Source organism: Cobetia sp. UCD-24C, assembly GCF_001306765.1.
Taxonomy (GTDB): Bacteria; Pseudomonadota; Gammaproteobacteria; order Pseudomonadales; family Halomonadaceae; genus Cobetia; species Cobetia amphilecti.
Genome location: NZ_LJTD01000001.1, coordinates 302,329 through 328,027 on the forward strand (window position 1 = coordinate 302,329; position 25,699 = coordinate 328,027).

At 64.2% G+C, this 25,699-nt stretch carries 19 protein-coding genes and 1 riboswitch; of the genes, 15 read left to right on the plus strand and 4 right to left on the minus strand.

The annotated features are described in order from the left end of the window. The first annotated feature begins 125 nt into the window (after positions 1–125). The 5 genes from AOG28_RS01295 (at position 126) to cobO (ending at position 10,329) form a co-directional block, all read left to right on the plus strand. Positions 126–3,371 (plus strand): FAD-binding and (Fe-S)-binding domain-containing protein, encoded by a 3,246-nt coding sequence (locus tag AOG28_RS01295; protein ID WP_054555056.1) that lies wholly within the window; start codon positions 126–128, stop codon positions 3,369–3,371. Positions 3,372–3,652: 281 nt separating this feature from the next. After that, positions 3,653–5,590 carry a cation:proton antiporter gene (locus AOG28_RS01300; protein ID WP_082388126.1) on the plus strand — a complete coding sequence of 646 codons (1,938 nt, stop codon included), beginning with the start codon at positions 3,653–3,655 and terminating at the stop codon, positions 5,588–5,590. Between the two features lie 250 nt (positions 5,591–5,840). Further along, positions 5,841–7,082: a NupC/NupG family nucleoside CNT transporter gene (locus AOG28_RS01305; RefSeq protein ID WP_043332439.1), complete on the plus strand. Its 1,242-nt coding sequence runs from the start codon at positions 5,841–5,843 to the stop codon at positions 7,080–7,082. 252 nt (positions 7,083–7,334) lie between these two features. Continuing rightward, positions 7,335–7,587: riboswitch (cobalamin riboswitch) on the plus strand. 132 nt (positions 7,588–7,719) lie between these two features. Beyond that, complete coding sequence (locus tag AOG28_RS01310; RefSeq protein ID WP_054555057.1) at positions 7,720–9,606, plus strand: TonB-dependent receptor domain-containing protein; 1,887 nt, start codon at positions 7,720–7,722, stop codon at positions 9,604–9,606. A 123-nt stretch (positions 9,607–9,729) separates the two neighbouring features. Next, positions 9,730–10,329 carry a cob(I)yrinic acid a,c-diamide adenosyltransferase gene (cobO, locus tag AOG28_RS01315; protein ID WP_043332442.1) on the plus strand — a complete coding sequence of 200 codons (600 nt, stop codon included), beginning with the start codon at positions 9,730–9,732 and terminating at the stop codon, positions 10,327–10,329. A 63-nt stretch (positions 10,330–10,392) separates the two neighbouring features. Here the strand turns inward: cobO and AOG28_RS01320 are convergent, their stop codons facing one another. After that, positions 10,393–11,241, minus strand: a complete 849-nt coding sequence (locus AOG28_RS01320; protein ID WP_152965303.1) for a helical backbone metal receptor — start codon at positions 11,239–11,241, stop codon at positions 10,393–10,395. 166 nt (positions 11,242–11,407) lie between these two features. On the opposite strand from AOG28_RS01320, the gene AOG28_RS01325 reads away from it, so the two are divergent. Further along, positions 11,408–12,232, plus strand: coding sequence for an SIMPL domain-containing protein (locus tag AOG28_RS01325; protein ID WP_152965304.1), 825 nt, complete (start codon positions 11,408–11,410; stop codon positions 12,230–12,232). 120 nt (positions 12,233–12,352) lie between these two features. Here AOG28_RS01325 and pyrF read toward each other — a convergent pair whose 3' ends face one another. Then, on the minus strand, positions 12,353–13,054 hold the full coding sequence (pyrF, locus tag AOG28_RS01330; RefSeq protein WP_054555059.1) for an orotidine-5'-phosphate decarboxylase: 702 nt from the start codon (positions 13,052–13,054) through the stop codon (positions 12,353–12,355). Between the two features lie 294 nt (positions 13,055–13,348). On the opposite strand from pyrF, the gene AOG28_RS18910 reads away from it, so the two are divergent. Then, entirely contained in the window at positions 13,349–13,786 is a 438-nt protein-coding gene (locus AOG28_RS18910; protein ID WP_082388127.1) for a ComEA family DNA-binding protein, read from the plus strand. Positions 13,787–14,410: 624 nt separating this feature from the next. Here AOG28_RS18910 and AOG28_RS01340 read toward each other — a convergent pair. After that, complete coding sequence (locus AOG28_RS01340) at positions 14,411–14,917, minus strand: FKBP-type peptidyl-prolyl cis-trans isomerase (protein ID WP_054555060.1); 507 nt, start codon at positions 14,915–14,917, stop codon at positions 14,411–14,413. A 68-nt stretch (positions 14,918–14,985) separates the two neighbouring features. Then, positions 14,986–15,513 (minus strand): transcription/translation regulatory transformer protein RfaH, encoded by a 528-nt coding sequence (gene rfaH, locus AOG28_RS01345; RefSeq protein ID WP_054555061.1) that lies wholly within the window; start codon positions 15,511–15,513, stop codon positions 14,986–14,988. A gap of 253 nt (positions 15,514–15,766) precedes the next feature. On the opposite strand from rfaH, the gene AOG28_RS01350 reads away from it, so the two are divergent. The 8 genes from AOG28_RS01350 (at position 15,767) to AOG28_RS01385 (ending at position 25,678) form a co-directional block, all read left to right on the plus strand. Then, complete coding sequence (locus tag AOG28_RS01350) at positions 15,767–16,972, plus strand: AmpG family muropeptide MFS transporter (RefSeq protein WP_082388128.1); 1,206 nt, start codon at positions 15,767–15,769, stop codon at positions 16,970–16,972. 206 nt (positions 16,973–17,178) lie between these two features. Continuing rightward, positions 17,179–17,538 carry an STAS domain-containing protein gene (locus AOG28_RS01355; protein ID WP_054555063.1) on the plus strand — a complete coding sequence of 120 codons (360 nt, stop codon included), beginning with the start codon at positions 17,179–17,181 and terminating at the stop codon, positions 17,536–17,538. Then, positions 17,538–18,710: a polysaccharide biosynthesis/export family protein gene (locus AOG28_RS01360; RefSeq protein ID WP_052384387.1), complete on the plus strand. Its 1,173-nt coding sequence runs from the start codon at positions 17,538–17,540 to the stop codon at positions 18,708–18,710. Before AOG28_RS01355 ends, AOG28_RS01360 begins: the two co-directional genes overlap by 1 nt. A 58-nt stretch (positions 18,711–18,768) precedes the next feature. Next, the gene (locus AOG28_RS01365; protein WP_054555064.1) at positions 18,769–20,223 is read left to right on the plus strand and encodes a GumC family protein; all 1,455 of its coding nucleotides are present in this window, start codon (positions 18,769–18,771) and stop codon (positions 20,221–20,223) included. Positions 20,224–20,230: 7 nt separating this feature from the next. After that, entirely contained in the window at positions 20,231–21,604 is a 1,374-nt protein-coding gene (locus AOG28_RS01370; RefSeq protein ID WP_200906713.1) for an O-antigen ligase family protein, read from the plus strand. A gap of 146 nt (positions 21,605–21,750) precedes the next feature. After that, positions 21,751–23,145 carry an oligosaccharide flippase family protein gene (locus AOG28_RS01375; RefSeq protein WP_054555065.1) on the plus strand — a complete coding sequence of 465 codons (1,395 nt, stop codon included), beginning with the start codon at positions 21,751–21,753 and terminating at the stop codon, positions 23,143–23,145. After that, complete coding sequence (locus AOG28_RS01380; protein WP_054555066.1) at positions 23,142–24,224, plus strand: glycosyltransferase family 2 protein; 1,083 nt, start codon at positions 23,142–23,144, stop codon at positions 24,222–24,224. Before AOG28_RS01375 ends, AOG28_RS01380 begins: the two co-directional genes overlap by 4 nt. Then, complete coding sequence (locus AOG28_RS01385; RefSeq protein WP_054555067.1) at positions 24,224–25,678, plus strand: WecB/TagA/CpsF family glycosyltransferase; 1,455 nt, start codon at positions 24,224–24,226, stop codon at positions 25,676–25,678. Before AOG28_RS01380 ends, AOG28_RS01385 begins: the two co-directional genes overlap by 1 nt. Positions 25,679–25,699 lie beyond the last annotated feature (21 nt).

A 25,699-nucleotide genomic window follows, 5' to 3' on the forward strand; every position in this document is an offset into this window, starting at 1 on the left:
CTGAATTCCCGTCTCGCGAGTGACGCAATGCCGCGCTGGGCTGGGGCCACACGCCCAGCTCAGGTAAGCTTAGGCCCATTGGCCCTGGATGCCTGCCTGACGCGACTCACTGCCCGAGCGAGATCATGACCGAACGCCTGCTGGATATGCCCGCCCCCGTCGATTCCCTCTATCTGGACTTCCTGGCCGCCCTGCGAGATGCAGGCTTTGCCGGTGACATCAGTCCGGACTATGCCAACCGCACCGTGTTGTCGACCGACAACTCGCTCTATCAGGTGCTGCCTCAGGCCGTGGTCTACCCGCGCCATGCCGAGGATGTCCAGCGCATCGCGCGCCTCTCCCACGAGCCACGCTTTTCGGGCGTCACCCTGGCGCCACGCGGCGGCGGTACCGGCACCAATGGCCAGTCGCTCAATGACGGCGTGCTGGTGGATGTCTCGCGGCACATGAACCGCATTCTCGAGATCGATGTCGAGAACCGCCGAGTGCGCGTCGAGGCCGGCGTGGTGAAGGACCAGCTGAATGCCGCGCTCAAGCCGCATGGCCTGTTCTTCGCCCCGGAGCTCTCGACCTCCAACCGCGCCACCATTGGCGGAATGATCAATACCGATGCCTCCGGCCAGGGCAGCTGCGAATACGGCAAGACGCGTGACCACGTGCTGGCGCTCGACAGCGTTCTGCTCGACGGGACACGACTGTCGAGCCATGCCATCGATGATGCCGAGCTCGAGACACTGTGCGCGCGTGAGGATCGCGTTGGTGAGGTCTACCGCACCGCACGTGCGATCGCCGATGAGCGCGCCGAGGAAATCGCCGACATCTTCCCGCCGCTCAACCGCTGCTTGACCGGCTACGACCTCGCCCACCTGCGCGAGGCCGATGGGCGTTTCAACCTCAACAGCCTGCTGTGCGGCGCCGAGGGCACGCTGGGCTTCGTGGTCGAGGCCGAGCTGAATGCGCTGCCCATCGCGCCCTGCTCGACGCTGATCAACCTGCGCTACGCAAGCTTCATGGATGCACTGCGCGACGCCAAGGCGCTGATGGCGGTCGAGGGCAATCGCCCGACCTCCATCGAGACGGTGGATGACACCGTGCTCAACCTCGCCATGCAGGACTTCGTGTGGGATAGCGTCGAGGAATTCTTCCCGGCCAGCGCCGAAGGCACCCCGGCCATCGGCGGCATCAACCTGATCGAATTCAATGCCGACAGCGAAGAGGTGCTGGATGCCAAGGTCCGCGCCTTCAGCGAGCACCTGGCCAGCGATACCAGCGTCGAGCGTCTCGGCTTCACCGAAGCCCGTGGTCGCGCGCAGATCGGTCGTGTCTATGGCATGCGCAAGCGCTCGGTGGGCCTGCTGGGCAATGTCGACGGTGAAGCCCGCCCGCTGCCCTTCGTCGAGGACACCGCCGTCCCTCCGGAGCATCTGGCCGATTACATCGCCGAATTCCGCGCCGCGCTGGATGCCCGTGGCCTGCGCTATGGCATGTTCGGGCATGTCGATGCCGGCGTGCTGCACGTGCGCCCGGCGCTGGACATGAAGGACCCCGCACAGCAGGCGATGATCCGCGAGATCTCCGATGAGGTCGCCGCCCTCACCCACAAGTACGGTGGCCTGCTGTGGGGCGAGCACGGCAAGGGCGTGCGCTCCGAGTACTCGCCACGCTTCTTCGGCAGCCTCTACGGCGCGCTGCAGGACGTGAAGGCGGCCTTTGACCCGCACAACCAGCTCAATCCGGGCAAGATCGCCTCCCCGCGCCTGTCAGTGGCGCTGGTCGAGGATGCAGGCGCGAGTGACGCTGGCGCCAGCGAAGGCGCCAGCGAAGGGGGCAGCGAAAGCGCCAAGCGTGATCACGCTGACAGCACCGTGGAGGCCTTCGACCCTCGCTTGATGCGTATCGATGACGTGACCATGCGCGGTGATCTCGACCGTCAGATCGATGAGCGCGTGTGGCAGGAATACGCCAGTGCCGTCTACTGCAACGGCAATGGCGCCTGCTACAACTACGACCCCAACGACGCCATGTGCCCGTCGTGGAAGGCGACTCGCCAGCGCATCCACTCGCCCAAGGGGCGTGCCAGCCTGATGCGTGAGTGGCTGCGCCTGGAAGGCAACGCCGGACGCGACGTGATCGCCGAGGCCCAGGCCGCGCGTACCCCGGGCCTCAAGGGCACCGGCATGTGGCTGGCGCGTCTGCCAGCGCGTATCAGCGCCTCGCTCAAGGCACGCCGTGCCGGCACCGCACAGGCTGAGGGTCAGTCTGACGCCAACTTCGACCAGCAGGTCTACGACGCCATGTCCGGCTGCCTGGCGTGCAAGTCCTGCGCGGGCCAGTGCCCGATCAAGGTCAACGTGCCCGATTTCCGCAGCCGCTTCCTTGAGGTCTATCACCATCGTTATCAGCGTCCGTTGCGCGATTACCTGATCGGCAGCCTCGAATTCGTGCTGCCGTGGGCCGAGCGCGTCACGCCGCTCTATAACGGCCTATTGACCAACAAGCTGGTCAGTCGTCTGCTGGAAGGCCCGATCGGCATGGTCGATGCGCCGCGCCTGTCACGCGCCAGCCTGCGCAGACAGCTCAAGAGCTGGGGCGTGTCCGAGGCGACGCCGACCCAGCTAGGCCGCCTGACCGAATCCCAGAAGGCCAGAAGCGTGATCCTGGTGCAGGACGCCTTCACCAGTCACTTCGAGGCCCAGCTGGTGATCGACATCATCGAACTGCTGTCGCGACTCGACATCCATGTCTTCGTCGCGCCCTTTGCCCCCAATGGCAAGCCGCTGCAGGTGCAGGGCTTCACCGGCGCCTTCCAGCGTACCGCGCGTGCCCAGGCCGACCGCCTCAAGGCGATCGCCGACTTCGGCGTGCCGCTGGTCGGCATCGACCCGGCGATGACCCTGACCTATCGTCAGGAGTACGTGAAGACCCTCGGCCCGGACGCGGTGCCCGATGTCCTGCTGCTGCAGGAATGGCTGATCAGCCTGCGCAAGCTGCTGCCGGTCGGCGTCACCAAGACAGTGCTGGGCAAGATGGACCCGGGCATGAAACTTCTGAGCCACTGCACCGAGAGCACCAATGCCCCGGGTTCGGCCAAGGCCTGGCAGCAGGTCTACTCCGCCTTCGGCCTCAAGCTCGAGACCATCGCCACCGGCTGCTGCGGCATGTCCGGTACCTACGGCCACGAAGCGCGCAATCTCGAGACCTCGCGTGCCATCTATGACCTGTCGTGGAAGGCCGTGGTCGAAGACGACGCCAATCAGGGCAAGCTGGTCGCCAGTGGCTACTCGTGCCGCAGTCAGAGCAAGCGTTTCTCCGGCAGCCAGTTGCCGCATCCGCTGCAGGCATTGCTGCCGCTGCTGCGTCGCGCCCAATGAGTGATCGCGTCTGCCCGACGCCATCACGTGGGTACGAGAGAGAAAGGAAATGAGGAGAGCGCGATAAGGCAACGCGACGTTGCATACCACGGAATCAATCGCTAGGCTGCGCCCTTTCGGCCTGCCGCGCGGCAGCTGAGTGGCGCCTGCCCCCTGCTTCAAGCCTGTACAGACCAGCAGGAGCAAGGGCCACTGACAGACGGCTGAGACACAACGAAACGATGAGCGGTGACCGCAACAGTGGCACCGCTCATTTTCGCTGACTCCAAGGAAGACACCCGATGACCGAACCTGCTCTGGCCCTGACCCTGATCGGTCTGATGGCCCTCGGCTGCCAGTGGCTGGCCTGGCGCATGCGTCTGCCCGCCATCCTGCCGCTGTTGATCGTCGGCATCCTCGCCGGCCCCGTCACGGGTTGGCTGAAGCCGGATGAGCTGCTCGGCGATCTCTTGTTCCCGCTGGTCTCGCTGGCGGTGGCGGTCATCCTGTTCGAGGGCAGCCTGACGCTGGACTTCAAGGACCTGCGCGGCCATGGCCATATCGTCAGGCGACTGGTCACCACCGGCGTGGTGATCACCGGCGTGATCGGCACCGTGGCCGCCCACTATCTGCTCGACATGCGCTGGGAGATGGCCGCCGTGCTCGGCGCCTTGCTGGTGGTGACAGGTCCGACGGTGGTGATGCCATTGCTGCAGACGCTGCGCGCGCGCGGCAACCTGACCCAGATCCTGCGCTGGGAAGGCATCATGATCGACCCGGTCGGCGCGCTGCTGGCGGTACTGGTCTATGAGTACGTCGCGCTCGGCATGACCGGCAATGCGGCCTCGCATACCCTGTTGCTGTTCGCCCAGACGGTGGGCCTCGGGCTCGGCATGGGGGCTCTGGGTGGCTGGTGCTGGGGGCTGGTGCTGCGTCATTTCTGGCTACCCCAGAAGCTGCACAACTTCGGCACCCTGATGGTGATGCTGGGGCTGTTCGCCATCTCCAACACCCTGTTCCATGAATCCGGCCTGCTGACCGTCACCGTGATGGGCGTGTGGCTGGCCAACATGCGCGGCGTGCCGACCCAGCAGATCATCGAGTTCAAGGAGACCCTGACGGTTCTGCTGATCTCGGGACTGTTCCTGCTGCTGGCGGGACGCCTGACCGTCGAGCAGCTGTCCCTGCTGTCGTGGCCGGCGTGGATCTTCCTGGCGGTGTTGATGTGGGTCGCACGCCCCCTGACGGTCTGGCTGTGCACCCTGGGCAGCGGGCTGACGCTGCGCGAGAAGGCCCTGCTGGCCTGGCTTTCACCGCGCGGCATCGTCGCGGCAGCGGTCGCCTCGCTGTTCGCCCTCAAGCTCGAATCCCAGGGCATCGAGGGCGCCGAGATGCTGGTGCCGATGACCTTCCTGGTCATCATCGGCACCGTGGTGGTCCAGAGCCTGCTGTCGCGCCCCATCGTCAAGGTGCTGGGCGTCGGCGAGCCGCCGCCCTCGGGGTTCCTGATCCTGGGCGCCAACTCGGTATCGCGCCAGGTCGCCCGTGAACTGGTCGATGCCGGTTTCTCGGTGCGCCTGACCGATACCAACTGGGACGCCGTGCAGGAAGCGCGCATGGCGGGCCTGCCGGTCTACTACGGCAACCCGCTGTCTGAACATGCCGCCCAGCATCTCGAGCTGACCGGTATCGGCCACCTGATGCCGCTGTCGCCCTATCGCGAACTCAATAGCCTGGCCGCGCTGCACTTCGAGCACATCCTGGGGCATGGGCGAGTCTTCCGGCTCGCCGAGGACAACGGCAAGAATGCCAAGCGCCAGCAGGACCAGGCGCTGGGGCATCTGCCGCTGCTGTTCGATGGCAAGATCACCTATGCCAAGCTGGCGAGCTTGCTCTCTCAGGGCGCGCAGTTCCGGCGTGCCCGCATCACCGAGAGCTTCAGCCTCGAGGATTACCGCAAAATTCACGAAGAGCGCCTGCTGCCACTGTTCTGCATCAGCAGCCAGGGTCGCATCCGGATCGCCAACACGGCCGTGGCGCTGGAGCCCAAGGCCGGCGAGACGCTGATCAGCCTGATCCATGCCGACTCGCCGGAGCTGAACAAGTCTTCCCAGCCCAGGACCGACAAGGCCGAAGCTCCCCAAGCCGACAAGGGCGCGGGCAGCAAGTCCTCACAGACGCCGCCGGGCTCGGGGTCAGGCCCCCTGCCGGCCAGTCGTCTGCCGGGCGCCGGCACCTGACAGCAGGCATAGTCAGCATCACGTCGGAATATCACGACGGAAGGCACGAGGCTCGCCCATGGCGGGCCTCGTGCGTGTTGACGCAGACACGCCTCGCGCGATTCACAAAAAATCCGTCAAACGTTAGTGGCAGACTCCGACAGAGGGCAAAAATACTGGTAGAGTACGCGCCAGTTTTGGCCATACCGTCCTGTGGCCAGCGCTATTGCCTTGTCCTCAACGTAACACCTACGCATTCAGGAGCTGCTTGATGCAGATCGTCATGGGCCTGGTGGGCGTCTTCGCCCTGCTGGGGATTGCCTTCCTTCTCTCTGAAAACCGACGCGCCATCAGCCTGCGCACCGTACTGGGTGCCTTTGCCATCCAGGCGATGCTGGGGATCTTCGTGCTCTACGTGCCTGCCGGCAAGAGCATGCTGCTTGGGCTCAGCGAAGGTGTACAGGCCGTAATGTCCAGTGCCAACGTCGGCATGGACTTCCTGTTCGGCGGCCTGGTCAGCGACAAAATGTTCGAAGTCTTCGGCGGCGGCGGCTTCGTGTTCGCGCTACGCGTACTGCCGATCATCGTGTTCTTCTCCTCACTGATCGCGGTGCTCTATCACCTGCGCGTGATGAACGTCGTGATCAGCGTGCTCGGCGGTGGCCTGTCGAAGGTGCTCGGCACCAGCCGTCCGGAGTCCCTGTCCGCGGCCGCCAACATCTTCGTCGGCCAGACCGAAGCCCCGCTGGTCGTGCGCCCGTTCATCGCCGGCATGACCCGCTCGGAGCTGTTCGCCGTGATGACCGGTGGCCTGGCCTCGGTGGCCGGTTCCGTACTGGTGGGCTATGCCTCGCTGGGCATCGACCTCAAGTACCTGCTGGCAGCCTCCTTCATGGCGGCGCCGGGTGGCCTGCTGATGGCCAAGATGCTGATCCCGGAGACCGAGACCAAGACCCAGAGCGTCGAAGAAGCGCTGGGCAAGGACATCGATCGTCCGACCAACGTCATCGACGCTGCCGCCTCCGGCGCGGCCTCTGGCGTGCAGCTGGCGATCAATGTCGGCGGCATGCTGCTGGCCTTCATCGCGTTGATCGCGCTGGGCAACATCATCGTCGGCTGGGTCAGCGGCCTGTTCGGCTATGAAGACATCACGCTGCAGCTGCTGCTGGGCTATGCCTTCGCACCGGTGGCCTGGGTCATCGGCGTGCCGTGGCACGAAGCCATCCAGGCGGGTAGCTTCATCGGTCAGAAGCTGGTGCTCAATGAGTTCGTCGCCTTCGCCGATCTCGCCAGCCACCAGATCAAGCTGTCCGAGCACTCTGAAGCCATCATCATCTTCGCACTGTGCGGCTTCGCCAACCTGTCCTCCGTCGCCATCCTGATGGGCGGCCTGGGGCTGATGGCACCGAACCGTCGCGGTGATATCGCGCAGATGGGCATGAAGGCGATTCTCGCCGGCACTCTCTCCAACCTGATGTCAGCGAGTCTTGCCGGCCTGTTCCTGTCTCTCTAGAGACGCTCGCTTGTGAGCCAGTCTCCAGAGAGCTGGCTTCTGTAGCATGAGCTTCCATGGAGCAGACACCGTCATCTGGCCAGACCGTCATCTTGACAACGCCCGCCCCGTGCGGGCGTTGTCGTATCTGGCACAACCGAAGACTTGCCCTCTGACTTCTCCCCCTGAATGACCGCGTCTGAGCGGCCCTGGGTGGCAGCCTGCGCAACGCCGGTTTGCCGATTGACTCCCTCCCCCCCCGCCCCAGACAATGGTTCACGTTGAAGCCAGGGTGTTCGGGAAACGGGTGAAAACCCCGTACTGCCCCCGCAACGGTGATCGCAACGCTCATGCAGGTCGACCACGATCGACAAGATCGACACGGCCAGCCACTGCCTCCGGGAGGTCCTGTCATTCAGGCCTCCCCCAAGGGAAGGAGGTGGGAAGGCGCATGAGGGGGTGAGACTCCTGCCATTGGAGTCCACCAGGCGTCAGTCCGGAGACCGGCCCTCGCTTCCACACTGGTTGATGCGGAGGGCCTCACCAGTGGCAAGTCTCCCGCGACGGGCCTGATTGATCAGGGCGCGTGCGGGGGACGTGTGCTCGCACACCCTGTCACGCTGTCCTCCTCATTGCGTCTGACGCTTGAGGATCATTCATGAAACACAACAACACTCGTGGTCGCGCATCTGCGCAGGCCAGCTTCACCCTCGTCGGTAGCCTGCTGCTGCTGACCCCGCCCGCCGTCGCTGCTGATGCGCTGACCACCGATTCATCCGAGGACCTGGACACCGTTCAGGTCACCGCCAATCGCATTCCGCAACTGCAGAATGATGTGCTGGCCAGCACCGACGTCATCACGCGTGACGAGATCGATCGCCTGCAGGCCAATTCGCTGGTCGATCTGCTGCAATCACGCAATGGTATCGAGGTCGCCCGCAGCGGCCCGATGGGCAGCCAGACCAGCCTCTTCATGCGCGGTACCGAATCCGACCACACCTTGATTCTGGTCAATGGGCAGCGCGTCGCCAACAGTGCCGATGGCCTGGCGCATTTCGAATTCCTGCCACTCGCCGCCGTCGAGCGTGTCGAGATCGTGCGTGGTCCGCGCGCCAGCGTCTACGGCGCCGATGCCATCGGCGGTGTGATCAACCTGATCACGCGTGGCGGCAGCGAAGTCGGTCAGCATGCAGAAGTCACCCTGCGTGCCGGCAGCGATGGCACCTTCCGCCAGAACGCCCAGTTCAGCTCGGTGGAAGACGACACGCGCCTCTCGGCCAATCTCCATCATGATGAGAGCGATGGCTTCTCGGCCCGCGATACCGGCAGTGAAGATGATGGCTACGAGGCCACGGGCGCCGAACTGCGTCTTGGCCACGACTTCGGTCAGCAGGCCACGCTCAGCCTCGGCGTCGCCAACACCGAGACCGATTACGACTATGACGACTGCTACGACAGCAGCTTCAGTGCCTCGGAAGACTGCCACGGCGAAGGCAGCCAGATGGTATTGGATGCCAGCCTGCTGACGCACCTGAACCCGAACTGGGACATGACAGTCAGCGTGGCGCGCACGCGGGATGAGTACGAGAACACCGAAGCCGGCAGCGATGCGGGGCGTGTCGCCAGTACTCGCAACGAGGTCGGCCTGCGCCACGACTTCTACACCGACCTCGGCACGCTCAGTCTGGGGGTGGACCATCGCGAGGAAAGCCTGGATGCCGATGGCCCCTACTTCACCGCCGAGGGCTACAGCGTCGATAGCCGCTATGCCACCGGCGTCTACGGCAGCTGGCATCTTCAGCAACAGCGTCACCACGTCACGACCAGCCTGCGTTACGACGACGACAATCGTTATGGCCACCAGATGACGGGCGGCTCCAGCTACGCCTATGATCTGACGGCCGCGCAACAGCTCGGGGCCAGCTATTCCAGCGCATTCAAGGCACCGAATCTGATCGACCTCTACAGCCCCTACGGCTCCGGCAATCCGGACCTCGATGCCGAGACCTCCACCACGGCCGAGCTGTTCTGGCGCCTGCAGCAACATCACTGGCATCTGGGCCTGAATGCCTTCCAGACCGATATCGACAATCTGATCAGCTACGAGGGAGCCGACTTCTCACCGATCAATATCGATCGCTCGCGCATCCGTGGCGTCGAGCTGAGCAGTGGCTGGCAAGGCGAGGCCCTGAGCGTGAACCTTGCCATGACCTGGCAGGACCCGGAGGACCGCGATACCGGTGAGCAATTGAAGCGCCGCGCCCAGCGCTTTGCGCGTCTGGACGCCGATTACGCACTCGACGACTGGAGCTTCGGCGCCACACTGCGTGGCAGCGCCAGCCGCAGCGATACTGACGCAGACACCTACACCGACACGCGCACTGCCGGCTATGGCGTGGTCGATCTACGCACCAGCTGGCAGGTGATGCCGAACGTCAAGCTGAGCGCCAAGCTGGATAACGTCTTCGATCGCGAATATCAGCTGGTCAATGGCTACAACACCCAGGGCCGTTATGTGGAAGGCGGCGTCACCTTCTTCTTCTGATCGGCTTTCCCGGGATGCCTCTTTTGAAGAGCCTCGGGCGACAAGCAGCCACACATACCACAGCACCGATCACAGCACCGTCCCCCGGGACAGTGCTGTGCCTTTGACTCACGGAGCATACGCATGACGGACCGCAATACCCGCCACAAGGCCGCGATGGAAAAGCTCAAATCGCATGTCGATGACAAGGTGGCACAGGCCACTGAGGAGCGCGGCCAGCTGCTGGTGTTTACCGGCAATGGCAAGGGCAAGACGACCGCCGCCTGGGGCACCATCACCCGCGCGCTCGGCTATGGCTACAAGGTCGGTGTCATCCAGTTCATCAAGGGGCTGTGGGAATGCGGCGAGCGCGAACGGCTCGCCGAGGATGCCAATCTCGAAGTGCATGCCATGACCACCGGCTTCACCTGGGACACCCAGAATCGTGAGGCCGATACCGCTGCCTGTCAGGCCGTGTGGCAGCAAGCACAGCGCCTGATGCGCGATGACAGCGTCTATCTGGTGGTGCTCGACGAGCTGACCTACATGGTCAAGTTCGGCTATCTGCCGCTAGAGGAAGTGATGACGGCACTCGAGAATCGTCCTGCGGAGCAGACCGTCATCATCACCGGGCGCAATGCCAATCGTGAAATCGTCGCCTGTGCCGATACCGTCACCGAGATGACCGAGATTCGCCACGGCTTCAATCATGGCCTCAAGGCGCGGCGCGGCATCGATTTCTGAGCGTGCTGCACGAAGCCGCCCTGACTCCGCCGCCCTCAATCCGACGCGCTTACTCTGACGCCCTCAGTCCGACGCCTGCACTTTCGTGATGGCAGCGCAGACCTCTGCCATCGCCTCGACACTGCGCGGGCCGGGACGACTGATCAGGTCAGGAGTCAGACCCGCCAGTGCCACCTCGGAAAGTGGCCCTTCATCCGCGCGCCAGGCGGCAATCCACTCCCTGCGCGCCGGCCCCTTCGCGACCGGATGCAGAATCAGGTGCGGTCTGGCCAGCCACAAGGCTTCCCGGTTGATCTGCGGCACCACGGCGGGCGAGTCCGTCAGCAGCGGCTCACCGCCGCAGCGCCGAATCAGCTCATTGACCAGGTGATTGCCACCCAATGTCGTCATCGGGCTCTCCCCCAGCTGGAAGAAGACCGGCAAGGGGTCGCTGTCGCGCGCGCGCTCCAGCTGCTCGATGCGCGCTGCGAGCGTCGTCACATGCTTATCCGCGATGTCACGGGTGCCCAGCAAGGCGCCAAGCCGCGCGATATTGGACAGCACATCATCGAGTGTGGCGGGCTCGCTGACGAAGACGGGCATCCCCAACGCCGTCAGACGCGCATGCATCTCATCGGAAAGCCCGCTGCCCCATGCCACGATCAGATCAGGCCGGGCACTCAGCAATGCTTCCAGGTTGGGCCCGTGATAGCTGGCCAGGCGCGGCAGCTCGCTGACCGCAGGGGGATGATCGCTGCCCTGGCTCACGCCGATCAAGGCCGGCAAGCCTCCCGCCGCCGCCACCAGCTCGGCCGCGTGCGGGGCCAGCGTGACCACCCGCTGCGCTGGCTGTGACAGCGTCACGACATCGCCTGCATCGTCGATCACCTCACGCTCTGCGGCCAAGGCAGGCGACGCCATCAGTAATGACATGACGAGCACCGACACTGCCTGTGCAGCGCCACGTATAGAGCGCAGTCTCTCGTGTACCTTCACGCATCGCCCTCATTGCTGATACTTTCAAGCCTATCGCGCCCGCATTCATGCCCCTCACCAAGCGCCAGGCAACAATGTTGCCACTTTACTCAAGGGATTTCCCATGCTGATGAACCACGCCACCAGAGGCCCCGCCCCCCTCGCCCAGCGCCTGCGTCGTACCGCCATGCTATGCGGCCTGGCGCTCTGCACCGCCAGCGCCACACACTTGGCCCGCGCCGACCAGACGCCCGCACCGGCTCTGGTGCATGTCAGCGCCAGCGCCAGCCTGGAGGCGGCGCCCGACAAGGCAACCATCCAGGCGCGCCTGTGGGAGAAGACGCCCGCGCGCAAGGTGGATGACAAGGCTCCCGACAGCAAGGCCGAGGGCCAGGCGGCCCGCAAGGCACGCGAGTCACTGGAATCACGCATGACGACCCTGATTCAGGCACTGGAGAAAGCGGGCATCGACAGCCGTCAGATCAGCGCCGGCAGCCTCAACCTGCGTCCTGAGCAGTACTACGAGCGCAACAATGGTCAGCAGCAGCCCCAGCAATGGCGCCGTACACACCTCGAACGCCCGATCAGCCTCACTCTCGATGACCTGGACAAGGTACCGGAAGTCATCGACCTGCTGCTGGGCGCTGGCGTCAACCAACTGGCCGGTGTGCAGTATCAGATCAGTGAACGGGATGCCCTGGAAGACAAGGTATTGCAGGAAGCCTTGACCAAGGCACGTCACAAGGCACAACTGATGGCCAAGACCCTCGGCGCGACCCTGGGCAGCGTGCAGTCGATCAATGAGTCCTCACACAGCCCGCGCCCGCAGATGATGGCAATGCGTGCCGACATGGCAGAGGCCAAGAGCAGCGGCAGCGAGTACCGCCCCGGCGAGCTGAGCCTCGAGAGCAGCGTTCAGGTCAGCTGGCATATCAAGTCTACCGATTGAGGCAGTCGCGCAAAGCGTGAACGAGTGATCAGCAGCAGTGATCACTGCCATGAAAAAGACGCCAGCCGCAGAGTCTGCGACTGGCGTCTTTTTTTGCCCATGAGGCAGGCAATCAGCCGATCAGGCGCCCAGCTCCTGCTCGATCAGCGCCAGCGCCGCCAGCGGATCCTCCGCCTGGGTGACAGGGCGCCCGATCACCAGATGGGTGCTACCGGCCGCCATGGCTTCACCGGGCGTCATGGTGCGCCGCTGATCACCGGCCTGCGCGAAGCTCGGGCGAATACCCGGCGTCACCTTCAGGAACTCAGGACCACACAGCGCCTTGAGGCTCGGGGTCTCACGTGCGGAGCACACTACACCGTTCATGCCGCTCTGCTGGGCGAGGGCCGCCAGCCGCTCGACCTGCGCAAGCGGCGTGACATCCAGCCCGATACCGGCCAGATCGGTCTGTTCCATGCTGGTCAGCACCGTGACGGCGATCAGCTGGGTATCGAGGCCGCGAGTCGAAAGGGCTTCTGCGGCGGCCTGCATCATGCGCGCACCACCAGAGGCGTGGACATTGGTCATCCACACGCCGTGCTCCGCAGCCGCCAGCACGGCCTGGGCGGTGGTGTTGGGGATGTCATGGAATTTGAGATCGAGAAAGACCTCGAAGCCGCGTTGATGCAATGCCTTGAGAATCTCGGGACCCACACGCGTGAACAGCTCCTTGCCTACCTTGACGCGACAGCGCGCAGGATCCAGCTGGTCTGCCATGGCAAGCGCAGCACTCATGTCCGGGTAGTCGAGGGCGATGATCAGGGGGGAAGTCGTGGCAGGCATCCGGGCTCCAGGCGATGTGGCAGGCGCAATGACAGGAGGTCATGGGCTCGGGGCAACATTATAGCGCTCGGCTCTGTCGTTGTATGCCCAGGGAAAGACGAATCGAATCAGCGGGCTAACGCTCGTAGTGCTTTCTTGCGTTGAGCGCAGAAAGCCGCGCAAGGATGAGAAATCGTTTAAACCTAAATGACTACAAACATAATACCTGAGCCAGAGTATTTCTCGCGCAGGGCCTCGGGTGGTCGCCCCGCGCACTCCCCATCGACCGCCCTGATGTGAGCATAGGAAGCGACCATGAAAACCCTGCTAGGAACACTTCTCGTGACCAGCCTGCTGGTACTGTCACCGACCAGCCAGGCCGCAGACATGAACATCAATACCGCCACTGCCGCACAACTGACCGAGCTCAAGGGCATCGGTGGCAAGAAGGCCCAGGCCATCATCGAATGGCGCAAGGCGAACGGGCCCTTCACCGACGTGGCACAGTTGACCGAGATCAAGGGAATCGGCCCCAATACGCTCAAGCGCATGAACACGACATTGACGCTGGGCGAGCCGGGCAAGACGACCTCGGCCATCAACACGAAGAGCCCCTCGGTCAAGCAAGACGGGGCTATCCAGAAGAGCCAGGCTGTCAAGAAAAGCCAGAGCATCGACAAGACCACCACCCCAAAGGCCGTCGATTCCCACAAGGAAGTCGAGAGCCGCAAGACTGCCAGCAACAATAGTTGAGCCGTCTCGCTGGGCAGGCAAACCTCGTGTCGGTTGCGGGGCTGCCTGTCCAGCGACTCTCTTCCTCCCAGAGAACTGGCAAGAACTGGCAAAAGCTTTCAAGCAGCCCGCAGGCAAGCCATCAACATGAAACGCGGTGCTAGCCATTCTCTCTGGCCCCCACAACCAAAAAAGCCGACCCGAAGGTCGGCTAGCGGGGTTTCCCCCTCCCCTGACGGCGAATCGGCACCTGCAAAAAAGCCCGATTCTGACAGCGGCCATCCTGGCCTGCCCCTTCCCCAAGGGGCTCCCTGAATGCCAGCCTCTGTCGGCAGCTGACACCTCTGCTTCTGACATCGATAGCTCTGATATCAATAGCTCCGACATCAATAGCTCTTCCGCCTGTGTCGGCCTGCTGCGGCCTCGACAGAGACACTCTACCCCGCCATGCCCCGCGCGAATCTGATCTGCATCAAGTCCTGAAGGCTTCACGGCTCGATCCGTGCGGCTGGCGCGCAGACGACTGATCCATATCAATTTTCTCCATCACTATAGGCCCCAACAACAGACAGCCCCGCTGCCGGAATCCTCGGCAGCGGGGCTGTCTGTTGTTGAAGAGGGGCTGCAACAATGAGCTTCAGCGCTTCAGCGACGTACCTTCTTGTCTTCGATCTCGGTATGGCTGACATCGAGACCGAGCGGATGACCGGCCGAGAGTTCGGCACGCGTGGCATCGCGCACTTCCAGCACTTCGACTTCCCAGCTCAGCGCCTGGCCTGCCAGCGGATGATTGGCGTCGACCTTGACCTGCTGTTCACCGACTTCCAGCACCGTGACCGACCGCTGGCCTTCCGGGGTGCGGGCCTGAAAGCGCATGCCGGCGTTGATCTCGCCCGAGCCGAAGGCATCACGCCCGAAGTACTGCACCAGGCCCTCATCCCGCTCACCGAAGCCTTCGGCTGGCGTCAGATTGACGACCTTGCGGTCGCCGACATCGCAGCCCTCAAGCGCGCTCTCGAGCGCTGCCAGAATATTGTCGTGGCCATGCAGGTAATCCATCGGCTCACGCTCAAGGGAGCTATCCAGCACAGTGCCATCAGCGGTGCGCAGGGTGTAATGCAGGCTGACGACCTGCTGGGAAGTAATCGCCATGGGAACCACTCCAGAAGAAAGGTGCAATGCGGTCTCGCGGATCAAGTCGGATGAGACAGGTCGGCAGCTCAGCTTTCGCTGCGCCGCAGCTGACGACTGGACAGCTCGACACGCTGTTGCTGATTGATCAGATTGAGCAGCACGATGACGCGCTCATCGCCCTTCGCGCTCTCGAAGACGCCACTGAGCGAACTCAAGGGGCCATCGATGATCTCGACCTGCTCGCCGGCCCGGAAATAGACATTCTCCGACGGTTGCTCCTGGCGTTGCTCGCCGCTGGCGATCAGGGCTTCCACCAGAGGCGTCGGCACCGCCGTCGGCGTGTTGCCGAAGCTGACCAGCTTGAGCACGCCACGGGTCGAGCGAATCGGACGCCAGTTGTCATCCATCTGATCAAGGCGTATGAACAGGTAATAGGGGAAGAGCGGCTCTTCGACCCAACGCAGCTTGCCGCCGCGCTTCTTTTCCACCTCCAACAGGGGGTGGAAAACGTGAAATCCCTGATTAGTGAGGTTCTCCGCCGCACGGAAGGATTCCCCGCCCTTGCACTGGATCAGATACCAATGCGCCTTGGCAGCTTCTCGGGCTTCACTCATGATGACCTCTCATTGCCTGCCTGCCCCACTCATGCGTGTCTCGACCTGCATCATGCCTGTCGGCTGACCGGCAGGACAATGCATGGCTCTTGCCCTCAGGCAGTGCGACAATCCGGCCATGAATGACGCAAGCGGCAGATAGCCGCTCACCGTGCGTGTGACACGCGCGGCCACACCCTCTGCATGGACAGGCAAGGCTTTGACTTCAAAGGATTTACGCTTACTCGTTGGCCGTCATGGTATCACGTTCCTGATGGGCTTCGCCTCCGGGCTGCCACTGCTGCTGACCGGTAGCGTGCTGCAGGCCTGGATGACGGATGCCGGTGTATCACTGGACGCCGTGGGCCTGCTCGCGCTGGTCGGCCTGCCCTACACACTCAAGTTTCTGTGGGCGCCATTGCTGGACCGCATCATGCCGCCGGTGCTCGGTCGGCGCCGTGGCTGGCTGATGATCGCCCAGCTGGCCCTGACCGCACTGATCGCGCTGCTTGCCTTGCAGGACCCGCACATGTCGCCGCTGACCATGGGCGCCATCGCGCTGGCGGTCAGCTTCTTCAGCGCCACCCAGGACATCGTGATCGACGCCTATCGGCGCGAGCATCTCCCGGACAACGAGCTGGGGCTGGGCTCTAGCTTCTATGTCTACGGCTACCGCATCGGCATGCTGATGGCCTCGGCCGGCGGCCTGGTGCTGGCCGACATGATCGGCTTCCGCGTGACCTACCTGATCATGGCCGCGACCCTGGGCGCCTGCATGCTGGTGACACTGCTGGCACCGGAGCCCGAGGCACAGGCCGCACCGCGCGCCCATCATCTGCATGAGATCCTGTGGGACCCCATCCGCCACTTCATGAAGCGCGATGGTGCCATCTGGCTGCTGCTGTTCATCCTGCTCTACAAGCTGGGCGATTCCGTGGCAGGCAACCTGACCACGCCCTTCTACAAGGACATCGGCTTCAGCAACTCCCAGATCGGCGCGACCGTGAAGCTGTTCGGCCTGTGGCCGTTGCTGGCCGGCACCTTCTTCGGCGGCCTGATGATCATGCGCATCGGCATCTATCGGGCGCTCTGGTGGTTCGGCATCCTGCAGATGGTGTCGACTGCCGGCTTCGTCTGGCTGCATCACGTCGGTGATTCGCTGGCGTGGCTCGCGGCGGTGGTCGCCTTCGAGAACCTGGCGGCCGGCATGGGCAGCGCCGCCTTCATCGCCTTCATGGGCGCGCTGACCGACAAGCGCTTCACCGCCGGCCAATACGCGATGCTCTCTTCGATCATGGGCCTGCCACGCGTGGTGATTGCCGCGCCCTCCGGCTATCTGGCCGATGCGGCCGGCTGGGACAGCTTCTTCTGGATCTGCACGCTGGCCGCCATACCGGGCCTGTTGCTGTTGCTGCGCTTCCGCCACTGGGGCGCGATGCTGGCCACGCCGCACAAGTCACCCGCCATGTCGGGCGAGTGACAACGCCGCGCAGGCAACCTGGAGAGCCCGAAAACAGCAGGCAGCACCACGAAACCCAGCAAGAAAGAATGAGGCAAGTCAGTCGGCGTCGTTGACACTGTAACAGCAGGTAAACGATGCTTATGCGGCATAGTGCATAAAGATAACAAGCTGCACCGCAGGCCCAGCTGGCGCCAGACGGTGACATCAAGGACAGGGAGCCCGTCATGCCCATCACCACCCGGATTCACGAAGGCATCATGATCACGCCGCCTGCCCAGCTGACAGGCGAACTCGCGCGCTATTTCCGCCAGGAGATGCTGGCGATGATTCCTGATCACACCGGCACGCTGGCGGTGGACCTCAGCCATGTCGAGGCCATCGATGCCGATGGGCTCTCAGTGCTGGTCAGTCTGCATGATGCGCTGTCCCCGGCGGCGCTGGTGGTGGTCGAGCCCTCGCCGGTCATGCAGACAGAGCTGGAGCGCGTGCGCCTGTTCGAGCTCTTCGATATCTACTATCAGCGCGACCCGCTGCTGGAGTCGAGCGGTGACACGCGGACAGGGCCTTCTCGTGAGGTAGCCTGATGAAACGCGACCTGACTCGGCCCAGCTCCCTTTTCCGCTCTCTTCGACGCCTGCTGGGCGTCGCGATCACGGCCGGCCTGATGGGCGGCTGTACGCCGATCATGCTGGACGACACCCCCGCCGAGGATCACTGGCAACAGGCGACCCACTGGCCGCTGGAGCTGCCTGCCCCTCATGCCGACGATCGCTTCATGCAGCTGCCCGCGGGCGATGACCAGCGGTTGGCGGCGGGCGATCGTCTGAGCGTCAGGGTCGCCGGTAGCGAACTCTTCGATGGCAGCTACGAGGTGGATCATGACGGACGCCTGCGCCTGCCGTGGCTCTCGCCGGTCGAGGCCTCCAACAAGACCATCGACGCCCTGGCGGATGAGATCACCCGGCGTCTGGTGCAGGAAGAGCTGATTCGCCCGGGTCTGGCGCATGTCAGCATCCGGCTCGAGGAATGGGCGCCGTTGGCCGTTGCGGTGTCCGGCGCAGTGTTCTTCCCGGGCGAGGCGGTCATCAATACCCGCCTGCCCGAAGAGCGCATGGTGCGCCGCGATTTCGCCGGCGGCGATGCCAGTCAACAGCGTCGTCTGTCGGCGGCCTTGACCACGGCTGGAGGCATCCGCCCCGACGCGGACCTGAGCCATATCGAGCTGATTCGCGACGGCCAGACACAGATTCTCGACATGCGCGGCTTGATCGACGGCGAATATGCCGCCAATCCCTGGCTGCGTGTGGGTGACCGCATCCACGTGCCCTCCAGCGGCGCCTTCCAGGCCGCACTGATGCGCCCCTCGCCGCTCACCGCGCCGGGCATCGTCATCTATGCCTCCAACTTGACCACCCCTGCCAACAACAACAACGTCAGCAATTACACGGTATTGCGCTCGCAGGTGCCCTACGGCGTGCGCATGCTGCAGGGCGTGATCAATGCCAACTGCGTCGGCGGAATCCAGGCGACCTCCGGTTCGCGCCGCGCGGTGCTGATCAGTACCAACCCGATGACGCATCAGCCGGTCGTGGTCGATCGCGGTATCGATGCCCTGCTGGCCAATCCGGCGGATGTGGGCGTCAATCCCTATCTGATGCCCGAAGATGTGGTCGGCTGCTACGACTCCGGCGTCACCAACATCCGTGATATCGCCCGCACGCTGACTGACCTGCTCACGCCGGCCACTCTGCTGTAACCCATCGCCTGTCCGTTGATGGAATGCGACTGATCACAACCACGCGACAAGGATGTGCATGACAGAGTCCCGCTCACCCGACACACCACAAGACGCAGCCAAGCCCTCACTGGGGCGCCGACTCCTGGGCGTCCTGCTGGGCTGGGCGGCGCGTGGCTCCAGCATGCGCCCGCGCACCCGCCGCGCGGCCTACCTGTTGCTGGCGACCGCCATCCTGAGTGTCATCTGGGGTTTGACCATCGCCTTCATCGCCGTGGCACCTGTCACCTACACCACCAGCTGGACGATGATCCTGCCGGGCACCGGCTCCGGTCTGTCGGTGAACTTCGAGAGCATCGGCCAGGCCAGCACCAGCGCCAACTCTTCCTACTCAAGCTCCTCGCTGGACCCCAAGGTCAACTACCGCGCCATCGCCGAGAGCCCTGCCGTGCTCGAGCGTGCCGCCAGCACGGTCGACATGCATCCCGACGATTACGGCAAGCCCAAGATCAAGCTGACCGACCAGACCGCCCTGATCGCCTTCCAGACCAGCGCGCCGAGCGCCAAGGCCGCGCTTGCACGCGCCAATGCGCACATCGATGCCTTCAATGAGGTGATCGAACAGCTGCGCAATGATGAGCAGGCGCGCCGCGAAGCCGTCATCCGCCGCTCGCTCGAGACCTACGATCGCACACTCAAGGAAACCCAGCGCAAGCTGCTCGAGTTCCAGTCCACCTCAGGGCTGGTTTCCATGGAGCAATTCAAGGAACTGACGCTGAGTGTCGAGGCGCTCAAGGACACACTCGAGACGCGGGATGGCGAGCTGTCGGCCCTCAACGCCCGGCTCGCCACCCTATCCAGTCGCCTGGGACTGGACGCCGGCCAGGCCGGTGGCGTGATCGCCCTGCAGCGCGACGCCCGCTATCAGGCGCTGCTGACGCAGGCGGCGGAGCAGGCGGCCAGTCTCGATGAAGCGCGCGGCAAATGGGGCGAGCGCAATCCGGAGGTCATCAATCTGGCCGCGGGGCTTGATTCCCTCGAGCGCTCGCTGGCCTCACGCATGCGCCAGTTGCTGCCCCGCCAGTCCTCGCGCAATCAGAATGCCCTGCGTGCCGCGTCCGGCCATGCCAATCAGGACACCCTGGTCGGCGAGCTGATCACCCTGGATACCCTGCGGCGTGGCGTGATCAGCGAGCTTGCCACTGGGCGGGCCAATCTGGCGGCCCGCCAGCAGCGGCTGGACAACAGCGTCGCCAAGGCCGCCCAGCTGCAGGACCTGCTGCGCGAGCAACAGGTCGCCACGGCGGTCTACACCACGGCGCTGGCCAAGATCGACATCGGTCAGATCGACCCCTTCGCCAGCTACCCGATGCTGCAGATCCTCGATCCGCCGCCACTGCCCGAGAAGGCGGATTCGCTGGGCATCAAGCTGGCCATCGTCGGCGCGCTCGCGGCGAGCGTCTTCAGCATCATCGGCCTGATTCTCCTGTGGATCAGAAAACCCTACCTGCTGCGTCTGCAGCAAAGCGTGTGAGCCGCCGATGTTTTCCCTGAAGGCGGGGCCAGAGGCGGATGTCCGCCCCGAGACCCCGGAAGAACGCATCATCTGGTTCTCGATCACCGCGACCTACCTGTTCTATCTGGTCGGCGGCCTCTATGTGCTGGCACCGGTGCTGGCATGGTCATTGGTGATGCGTGCCGCCTGGCTGCACTTCAAGGGCCGCCAGCGTTTTCCGCGCCTGCCCTGGCCACTGTGGGTGTGGATCATCGGCATGATCGTGATGGAGTTCTCGCTGCTGGCCGGCCACCTGATCGAGAACCTCGGCACCGGCAAGCTGATCAAGTCCTCCATCGGCTGGGCCAAGGGCTGGGCGCTGCTGGCGGTCTTCCCCATCATCGGCTGTCTGGCGATCCGCCCGGCGGTGATCATCCGCGCGGCCATGCATGTGTGCCTGCATACCATGCTATTGCTGCCGGTGTTCGTCGGCGCCTGGCTGGCGGGACTGCCCCAGGTGCCCTTCGTCTCGCCACTGCAGGCCATCGGTGGGCCGGGGCCGGAATTCTTCGCGGTCTCGCTCTATGAGATCGACCCCGGCAGCGGCATGCCGCGCTGGCGCCTGTTCACGCCCTGGGCGCCGGCGGTGGGCTTTGTCGCCAGCATCTATTTCGCCTGCGCCCTGCTCGAGAAACATCCCTTGTGGAAGGCGATCGGCATCGGCGGGAGCGTGCTGATGATCCTGATGTCCGGCTCGCGCATGGCGCTGGTGTCGCTGGTGTTGATCAGCGCCGGGATGTTCCTGCTCAAGCGTCTGCACAAGCCGTGGCTGTGGTTCAGCTTTTCCGGCGTCAGCCTGATCGGTGGCTTTCTCGGCGCGCCGATTCTGGAGGCCATCGACAACTTCATCGCCGCCTTCAAGGGCTCGCGGGCGGACTCGACCCGCGTGCGGGCCGCGCTGGGGCGCATCGCGGTGGATCGCTGGCGCAACGAGGCGCCGTGGTTCGGCCACGGCATCGTCGAACGCGGCCCGCACCTGGTGGAGTACATGCCGATCGGCTCACACCACAGCTGGTATGGGCTGCTGTTCGTCAAGGGCATCTTCGGCCTGTTCGCGCTGTTGGTGCCGATGCTGGTCAGCCTGCTGCATCTGCTGCGCTTCGTGGTCGGCCGCCCTGTCGTGCAGCTGGGCTTGATCATGGTCGGCCTGCTGTTCGTCTACTCCTTCGGCGAGAACCTGGAGATTCTGGCCTACCTGATCTGGCCGGGACTGATCCTGATCGGCAAGGCTCACCAGCTGGCGGGCCTGCCCGCCAGCGAAGGGCATATCCACAACATGGGGCCGGTGCATGTGGAGAAGCCGCTTTCAAGTGCAGCGCCCGCCTCCGCCGATGCCGGCAGCAGCGATACGGCAACCTAGCCCGATCATGGGATAGTGGAACAAGGCTGCGCCAGATCACGCCAATTCATCAGTACATTGCGCTAGAGTGGCTACACCAGCCGTTCAAAAGCATGACCGACAAGACCAGATGCCTCGAAAGGCACGACAAGCCAGGGAGCCAGGCGATGGGTGTGATCACGCGACTCAAGACACGTCTGACAGGTGGCGGAGACGGTGGCAATGGCCGCCTGATCCGCAATCTGGCCTGGATGGGCATGTCGCAAGGGGTGCACCGCATCGCGCGATTGGGCGCGACCCTGGTGGCGGCGCGCATGATCGCGCCGGAGTCCTTCGGTATCGCCGCCATCGTGCTCACCGCGCACGAGATCATGCACGCCATCTCCAATGCCGCCGTGGTACCCGCTCTGGTGCAGGCCGGTCGCGAGGGATATGAACGCCTGTGCCGCGATGCCTACTGGTTCAATTGGGTGGTGTGTCTTGGCCTGATGGTGCTGCAGATGGCACTGGCCCCGCTGCTGGCCTACCTCTATGACGCTCCCGATCTGACCCTGCCGCTGATGGCACTGGCACTGATCTTCCCGATGCTGCCCCCCGCCGCCATCAACGCGGCGCGAATTCTGCGCAGCAACCGCCTGCACATCACAGCGCGCATCGAGATGGGCCAGAGCATCGGCGAGGCCGTCGGCGTGATGCTGCTGGCCGCCATGGGTGCCGGGTTCTGGGCCTTGATCCTGCCCAAGCTGATCGTGACACCCATCTGGACCCTGACCTACCGCTGGTGCGAATCATGGCGCATCGATGAGCGCCCCTCCACGCTGTGGTCGCGGCCGCTGATGAGCTTCGCGCGCCCGATGATGGGCGTCGAGGTGGTCTCGGTGCTGCGTCAGCAGATGGATTACCTGCTGGTCGGCGCCCTGTTCGCCATGGACGTGCTCGGCGTCTACTTCTTTGCCTTCAATGCCGGACTCGGCATCAGCCTTGGCCTCTTGCGCGCCTATTCCACCGCCATCTTCCCGCAACTGTGCGGCGACATGACGTCTCGCGAACGACTGGCACGCATGCACCACGGTATGCGTCTGTTCGCGCTGGTCGCCGTGCCCGCCATCATCGCCCAGAGCCTGCTGGCGCCCTGGTATGTGCCGATCCTGTTCGGAGAGGCCTGGGTCGAGCGTGGCGCCCTGCCGATCCTGATCCTGATCTGCCTCTCCGCCCTGCCGCGTATCCTGCTCGACAGTTGCGGCCAGTTGCTGCGCGCCCAGGGCATGCCGGGGGCAGACCTCAAGCTGCAGATCTTCATGACGCTGATGCTCGGCGCCGGCATGTTCGCCGGCGTGCCCTTCGGCATCAATGGCGTCGCGGCCGGCATTCTGGTCGGCATCAGCCTGGCCGCCCTGCCCGGCTACCTGTGGACACGCCGGCTGATCCTCGCTCAGGACGGCCGCGTGACACATGCGCCGCCACCAGACACACCAGACACACCAGACACACCAGACACACCTCACGCAGCATCCACCGCATCGCTTTCCCCAGACAGGGACGTCCAGGAGGCCAGACCATGACCCCGACCTTTTCGGTCATCATGCCGATCTACAACGTCGAACGATTCGTCGCGGCCGCCATCAACAGCGTGCTGGCGCAGGAGGACGGCGATCTTGAACTGCTCATCATCGATGACTGCTCCCCCGATGGCAGCCGGGCGATCTGCGAGGCCTATGACGACCCGCGTGTCACGCTGATCACGCATCCGGTCAATCGCGGCCTGGCCGGGGCCCGTAACACCGGCGTACGTGCCGCTCAGGGCCGCTATCTGGCCTTTCTGGACTCCGATGACATCTGGGAGCCCGCCAAGCTGGCGCGCCACCGCGAGCACCTCGAGGCACGCCCCGAGGTAGGCCTGTCCTTCTCGCGCTCGGCCTTCATCGATGCCGACGGCGAACCGCTGGACTACTACCAGATGCCGAGCCTGACCGACATCACGCCGGGGCTGCTGTTCTGTCGCAACCCGGTGGGCAATGGCTCGGCGCCGGTCATCCGCCGCGAGATTCTCGAGGCCATCACCTTCGACTGTGAGGTCAAGGGGGGCGGCGTGCTGCCCTGTTACTTCGATGAGAGTCTGCGCCAGAGCGAAGACATCGAGTGCTGGACACGCATCGCCCTCAAGACCGGCACCACGGTGGAAGGCATTCCCGAGCCGCTCACCCGCTACCGACTCAATGAAGGCGGGCTTTCGGCACAACTGGAGCGCCAATACCAGAGCTGGCTTGCGATCGTCGAGCTGACGCGCGCGTACGCGCCTGACTTCATCGAACAATGGTATCCCCGCGCCCAGGCCTACCAACTGCGCTATCTGTCGCGTCAGGCGATTCGCCTGCGTGACGGTGATGCTGCCTGGGAGTATTGCCGCCGCGCCGTCAAGGCATGGCCGGGCATCTGGAAGGCGGAATTCGGGCGCACCGCTGCTACGGCAGGGGCCGCCCTGATGTTGCGCGTGATGCCCAAGAGTCTCTATCTGCGTTGTGAAGGGCTCGCCCAGGGGGTCATCGGCAAGGCGCAGAAGAAGAAGATCGACAATGCGCCGCGCCCGCAGCCGGCCAGACCGAATCAACAGCAGGACGCTCATGAAGTGGAGTCGCCATGATGAGCCAGCCATTGGATCAAGCCCTCTTCACCACTGAGCGCGTCAAGACGCTGCCTCACGTCAAGGTACTGGGGGTGCCCTTCGTCAACACCAGCCTCGACACCTGCCTGAGCCTGCTCAAGAGCTGGATCAGCGACCCGCAGCCGCGCACCGTCAATTTCGTCAATGCGCACTGCCTGAACGTGGCCCAGGTCGATCGCTATTACATGCAGGTGCTGCATGACAGCGACCTGCTGCTGCCTGATGGCAGCGGCGTGAAGATGGCCTGCCGCATGCTCGGCCAGGAGCTCGAAGCCAACCTCAATGGCACCGACCTGCTGCCCCACCTGTGCGACATGCTGGTGGCGGAGAACAAGCGCCTGTTCCTGCTCGGCGCCGCGCCGGGCGTGGCCGACAGGATGGCTGACAAGCTCCGCGAGCAATGGCCGACACTCGAGATCAGTGGCGTGCATCACGGCTTCATCGGCCCGGAAATCATCGACGACGTGCTGGCGCAGATCAATCAGGGCACTGACCTGTTGCTGGTGGCGATGGGCGTGCCGGCCCAGGAGAAGTGGATCTCGACCTACCGTGAGCGACTCGAGGTGCCGGTGGTCATGGGCGTCGGCGGTCTGTTCGACTTCTATTCCCAGCGCATCCCGCGTGCGCCGGGCGTCGTGCGCAGACTGGGCATGGAATGGGCCTGGCGGCTGCTGATGGAGCCACGCCGCATGTTCAAGCGCTACGTGCTTGGCAACCCGAGCTTTCTGATGAGCGTGCGCAAGTATGGGGAAGAGGCGATTCCCGGCCGCGGCCTGTGGATGAAGTCACGCTCCAACTGGCGCCACTTTCGATGGCGAGTGAGCAACTGGCTGACCCCGCGCGCGCGCCGCGCCATGGATATCGTCGGTGCCAGCGGCGTACTGCTGGTGCTGTCGCCGCTGCTGCTGGGCACGATGCTGGCCATCCGCCTGGAATCGCCAGGCCCGGTGCTGTTCGGCCAGGAGCGTATCGGGCGTCACGGCAAGCCGTTCAAGCTGTGGAAGTTCCGCTCCATGTACATCGACGCCGAAGAGCGTCTGCGCGAACTGCAGGCCGCCAACGAGAGCGAGGGTGGGGTGCTGTTCAAGATGAAGCAGGACCCGCGGATCACGCGGGTGGGTCGTATCATCCGCAAGCTGTCCATCGATGAATTGCCGCAGCTGTGGAACGTGCTGCGCGGCGAGATGGCGCTGGTCGGGCCGCGCCCCGCCCTCGCCCGTGAGGTGGCGCTCTACGAAGCGCGTGCGCGCATGCGTCTGGATGCCACGCCGGGGTTGACCGGGCTGTGGCAGGTGTCGGGCCGCTCGGACCTCTCCTTCGAGCAACAGATCCATCTGGATCTCTTCTACCTGCATCGTCAGGGCATCAAGGAAGACATCAAGCTGCTGCTGCGTACGATTCCTGCCGTTCTGACCAGCCGTGGAGCCTACTGATGCGTGAGACTCCCTCTCTCA

What these genes read in the sequence shown, in the direction of transcription:
- rfaH (WP_054555061.1), bottom strand. Translation starts at nt 15,513, where the DNA reads ATGAGTGAAGCCCGAGAAGCTGCCAAGGCGCATTGGTATCTGATCCAG.
- cobO (WP_043332442.1), top strand. Translation starts at nt 9,730, where the DNA reads ATGACGGACCGCAATACCCGCCACAAGGCCGCGATGGAAAAGCTCAAA.
- pyrF (WP_054555059.1), bottom strand. Translation starts at nt 13,054, where the DNA reads ATGCCTGCCACGACTTCCCCCCTGATCATCGCCCTCGACTACCCGGAC.
- AOG28_RS01385 (WP_054555067.1), top strand. Translation starts at nt 24,224, where the DNA reads ATGAGCCAGCCATTGGATCAAGCCCTCTTCACCACTGAGCGCGTCAAG.
- AOG28_RS01295 (WP_054555056.1), top strand. Translation starts at nt 126, where the DNA reads ATGACCGAACGCCTGCTGGATATGCCCGCCCCCGTCGATTCCCTCTAT.
- AOG28_RS01370 (WP_200906713.1), top strand. Translation starts at nt 20,231, where the DNA reads ATGTTTTCCCTGAAGGCGGGGCCAGAGGCGGATGTCCGCCCCGAGACC.
- AOG28_RS01320 (WP_152965303.1), bottom strand. Translation starts at nt 11,241, where the DNA reads ATGTCATTACTGATGGCGTCGCCTGCCTTGGCCGCAGAGCGTGAGGTG.
- AOG28_RS01365 (WP_054555064.1), top strand. Translation starts at nt 18,769, where the DNA reads ATGACAGAGTCCCGCTCACCCGACACACCACAAGACGCAGCCAAGCCC.
- AOG28_RS01340 (WP_054555060.1), bottom strand. Translation starts at nt 14,917, where the DNA reads ATGGCGATTACTTCCCAGCAGGTCGTCAGCCTGCATTACACCCTGCGC.
- AOG28_RS01375 (WP_054555065.1), top strand. Translation starts at nt 21,751, where the DNA reads ATGGGTGTGATCACGCGACTCAAGACACGTCTGACAGGTGGCGGAGAC.
- AOG28_RS01300 (WP_082388126.1), top strand. Translation starts at nt 3,653, where the DNA reads ATGACCGAACCTGCTCTGGCCCTGACCCTGATCGGTCTGATGGCCCTC.
- AOG28_RS01325 (WP_152965304.1), top strand. Translation starts at nt 11,408, where the DNA reads ATGCTGATGAACCACGCCACCAGAGGCCCCGCCCCCCTCGCCCAGCGC.
- AOG28_RS01310 (WP_054555057.1), top strand. Translation starts at nt 7,720, where the DNA reads ATGAAACACAACAACACTCGTGGTCGCGCATCTGCGCAGGCCAGCTTC.
- AOG28_RS01305 (WP_043332439.1), top strand. Translation starts at nt 5,841, where the DNA reads ATGCAGATCGTCATGGGCCTGGTGGGCGTCTTCGCCCTGCTGGGGATT.
- AOG28_RS01380 (WP_054555066.1), top strand. Translation starts at nt 23,142, where the DNA reads ATGACCCCGACCTTTTCGGTCATCATGCCGATCTACAACGTCGAACGA.
- AOG28_RS01350 (WP_082388128.1), top strand. Translation starts at nt 15,767, where the DNA reads ATGGGCTTCGCCTCCGGGCTGCCACTGCTGCTGACCGGTAGCGTGCTG.
- AOG28_RS18910 (WP_082388127.1), top strand. Translation starts at nt 13,349, where the DNA reads ATGAAAACCCTGCTAGGAACACTTCTCGTGACCAGCCTGCTGGTACTG.
- AOG28_RS01355 (WP_054555063.1), top strand. Translation starts at nt 17,179, where the DNA reads ATGCCCATCACCACCCGGATTCACGAAGGCATCATGATCACGCCGCCT.
- AOG28_RS01360 (WP_052384387.1), top strand. Translation starts at nt 17,538, where the DNA reads ATGAAACGCGACCTGACTCGGCCCAGCTCCCTTTTCCGCTCTCTTCGA.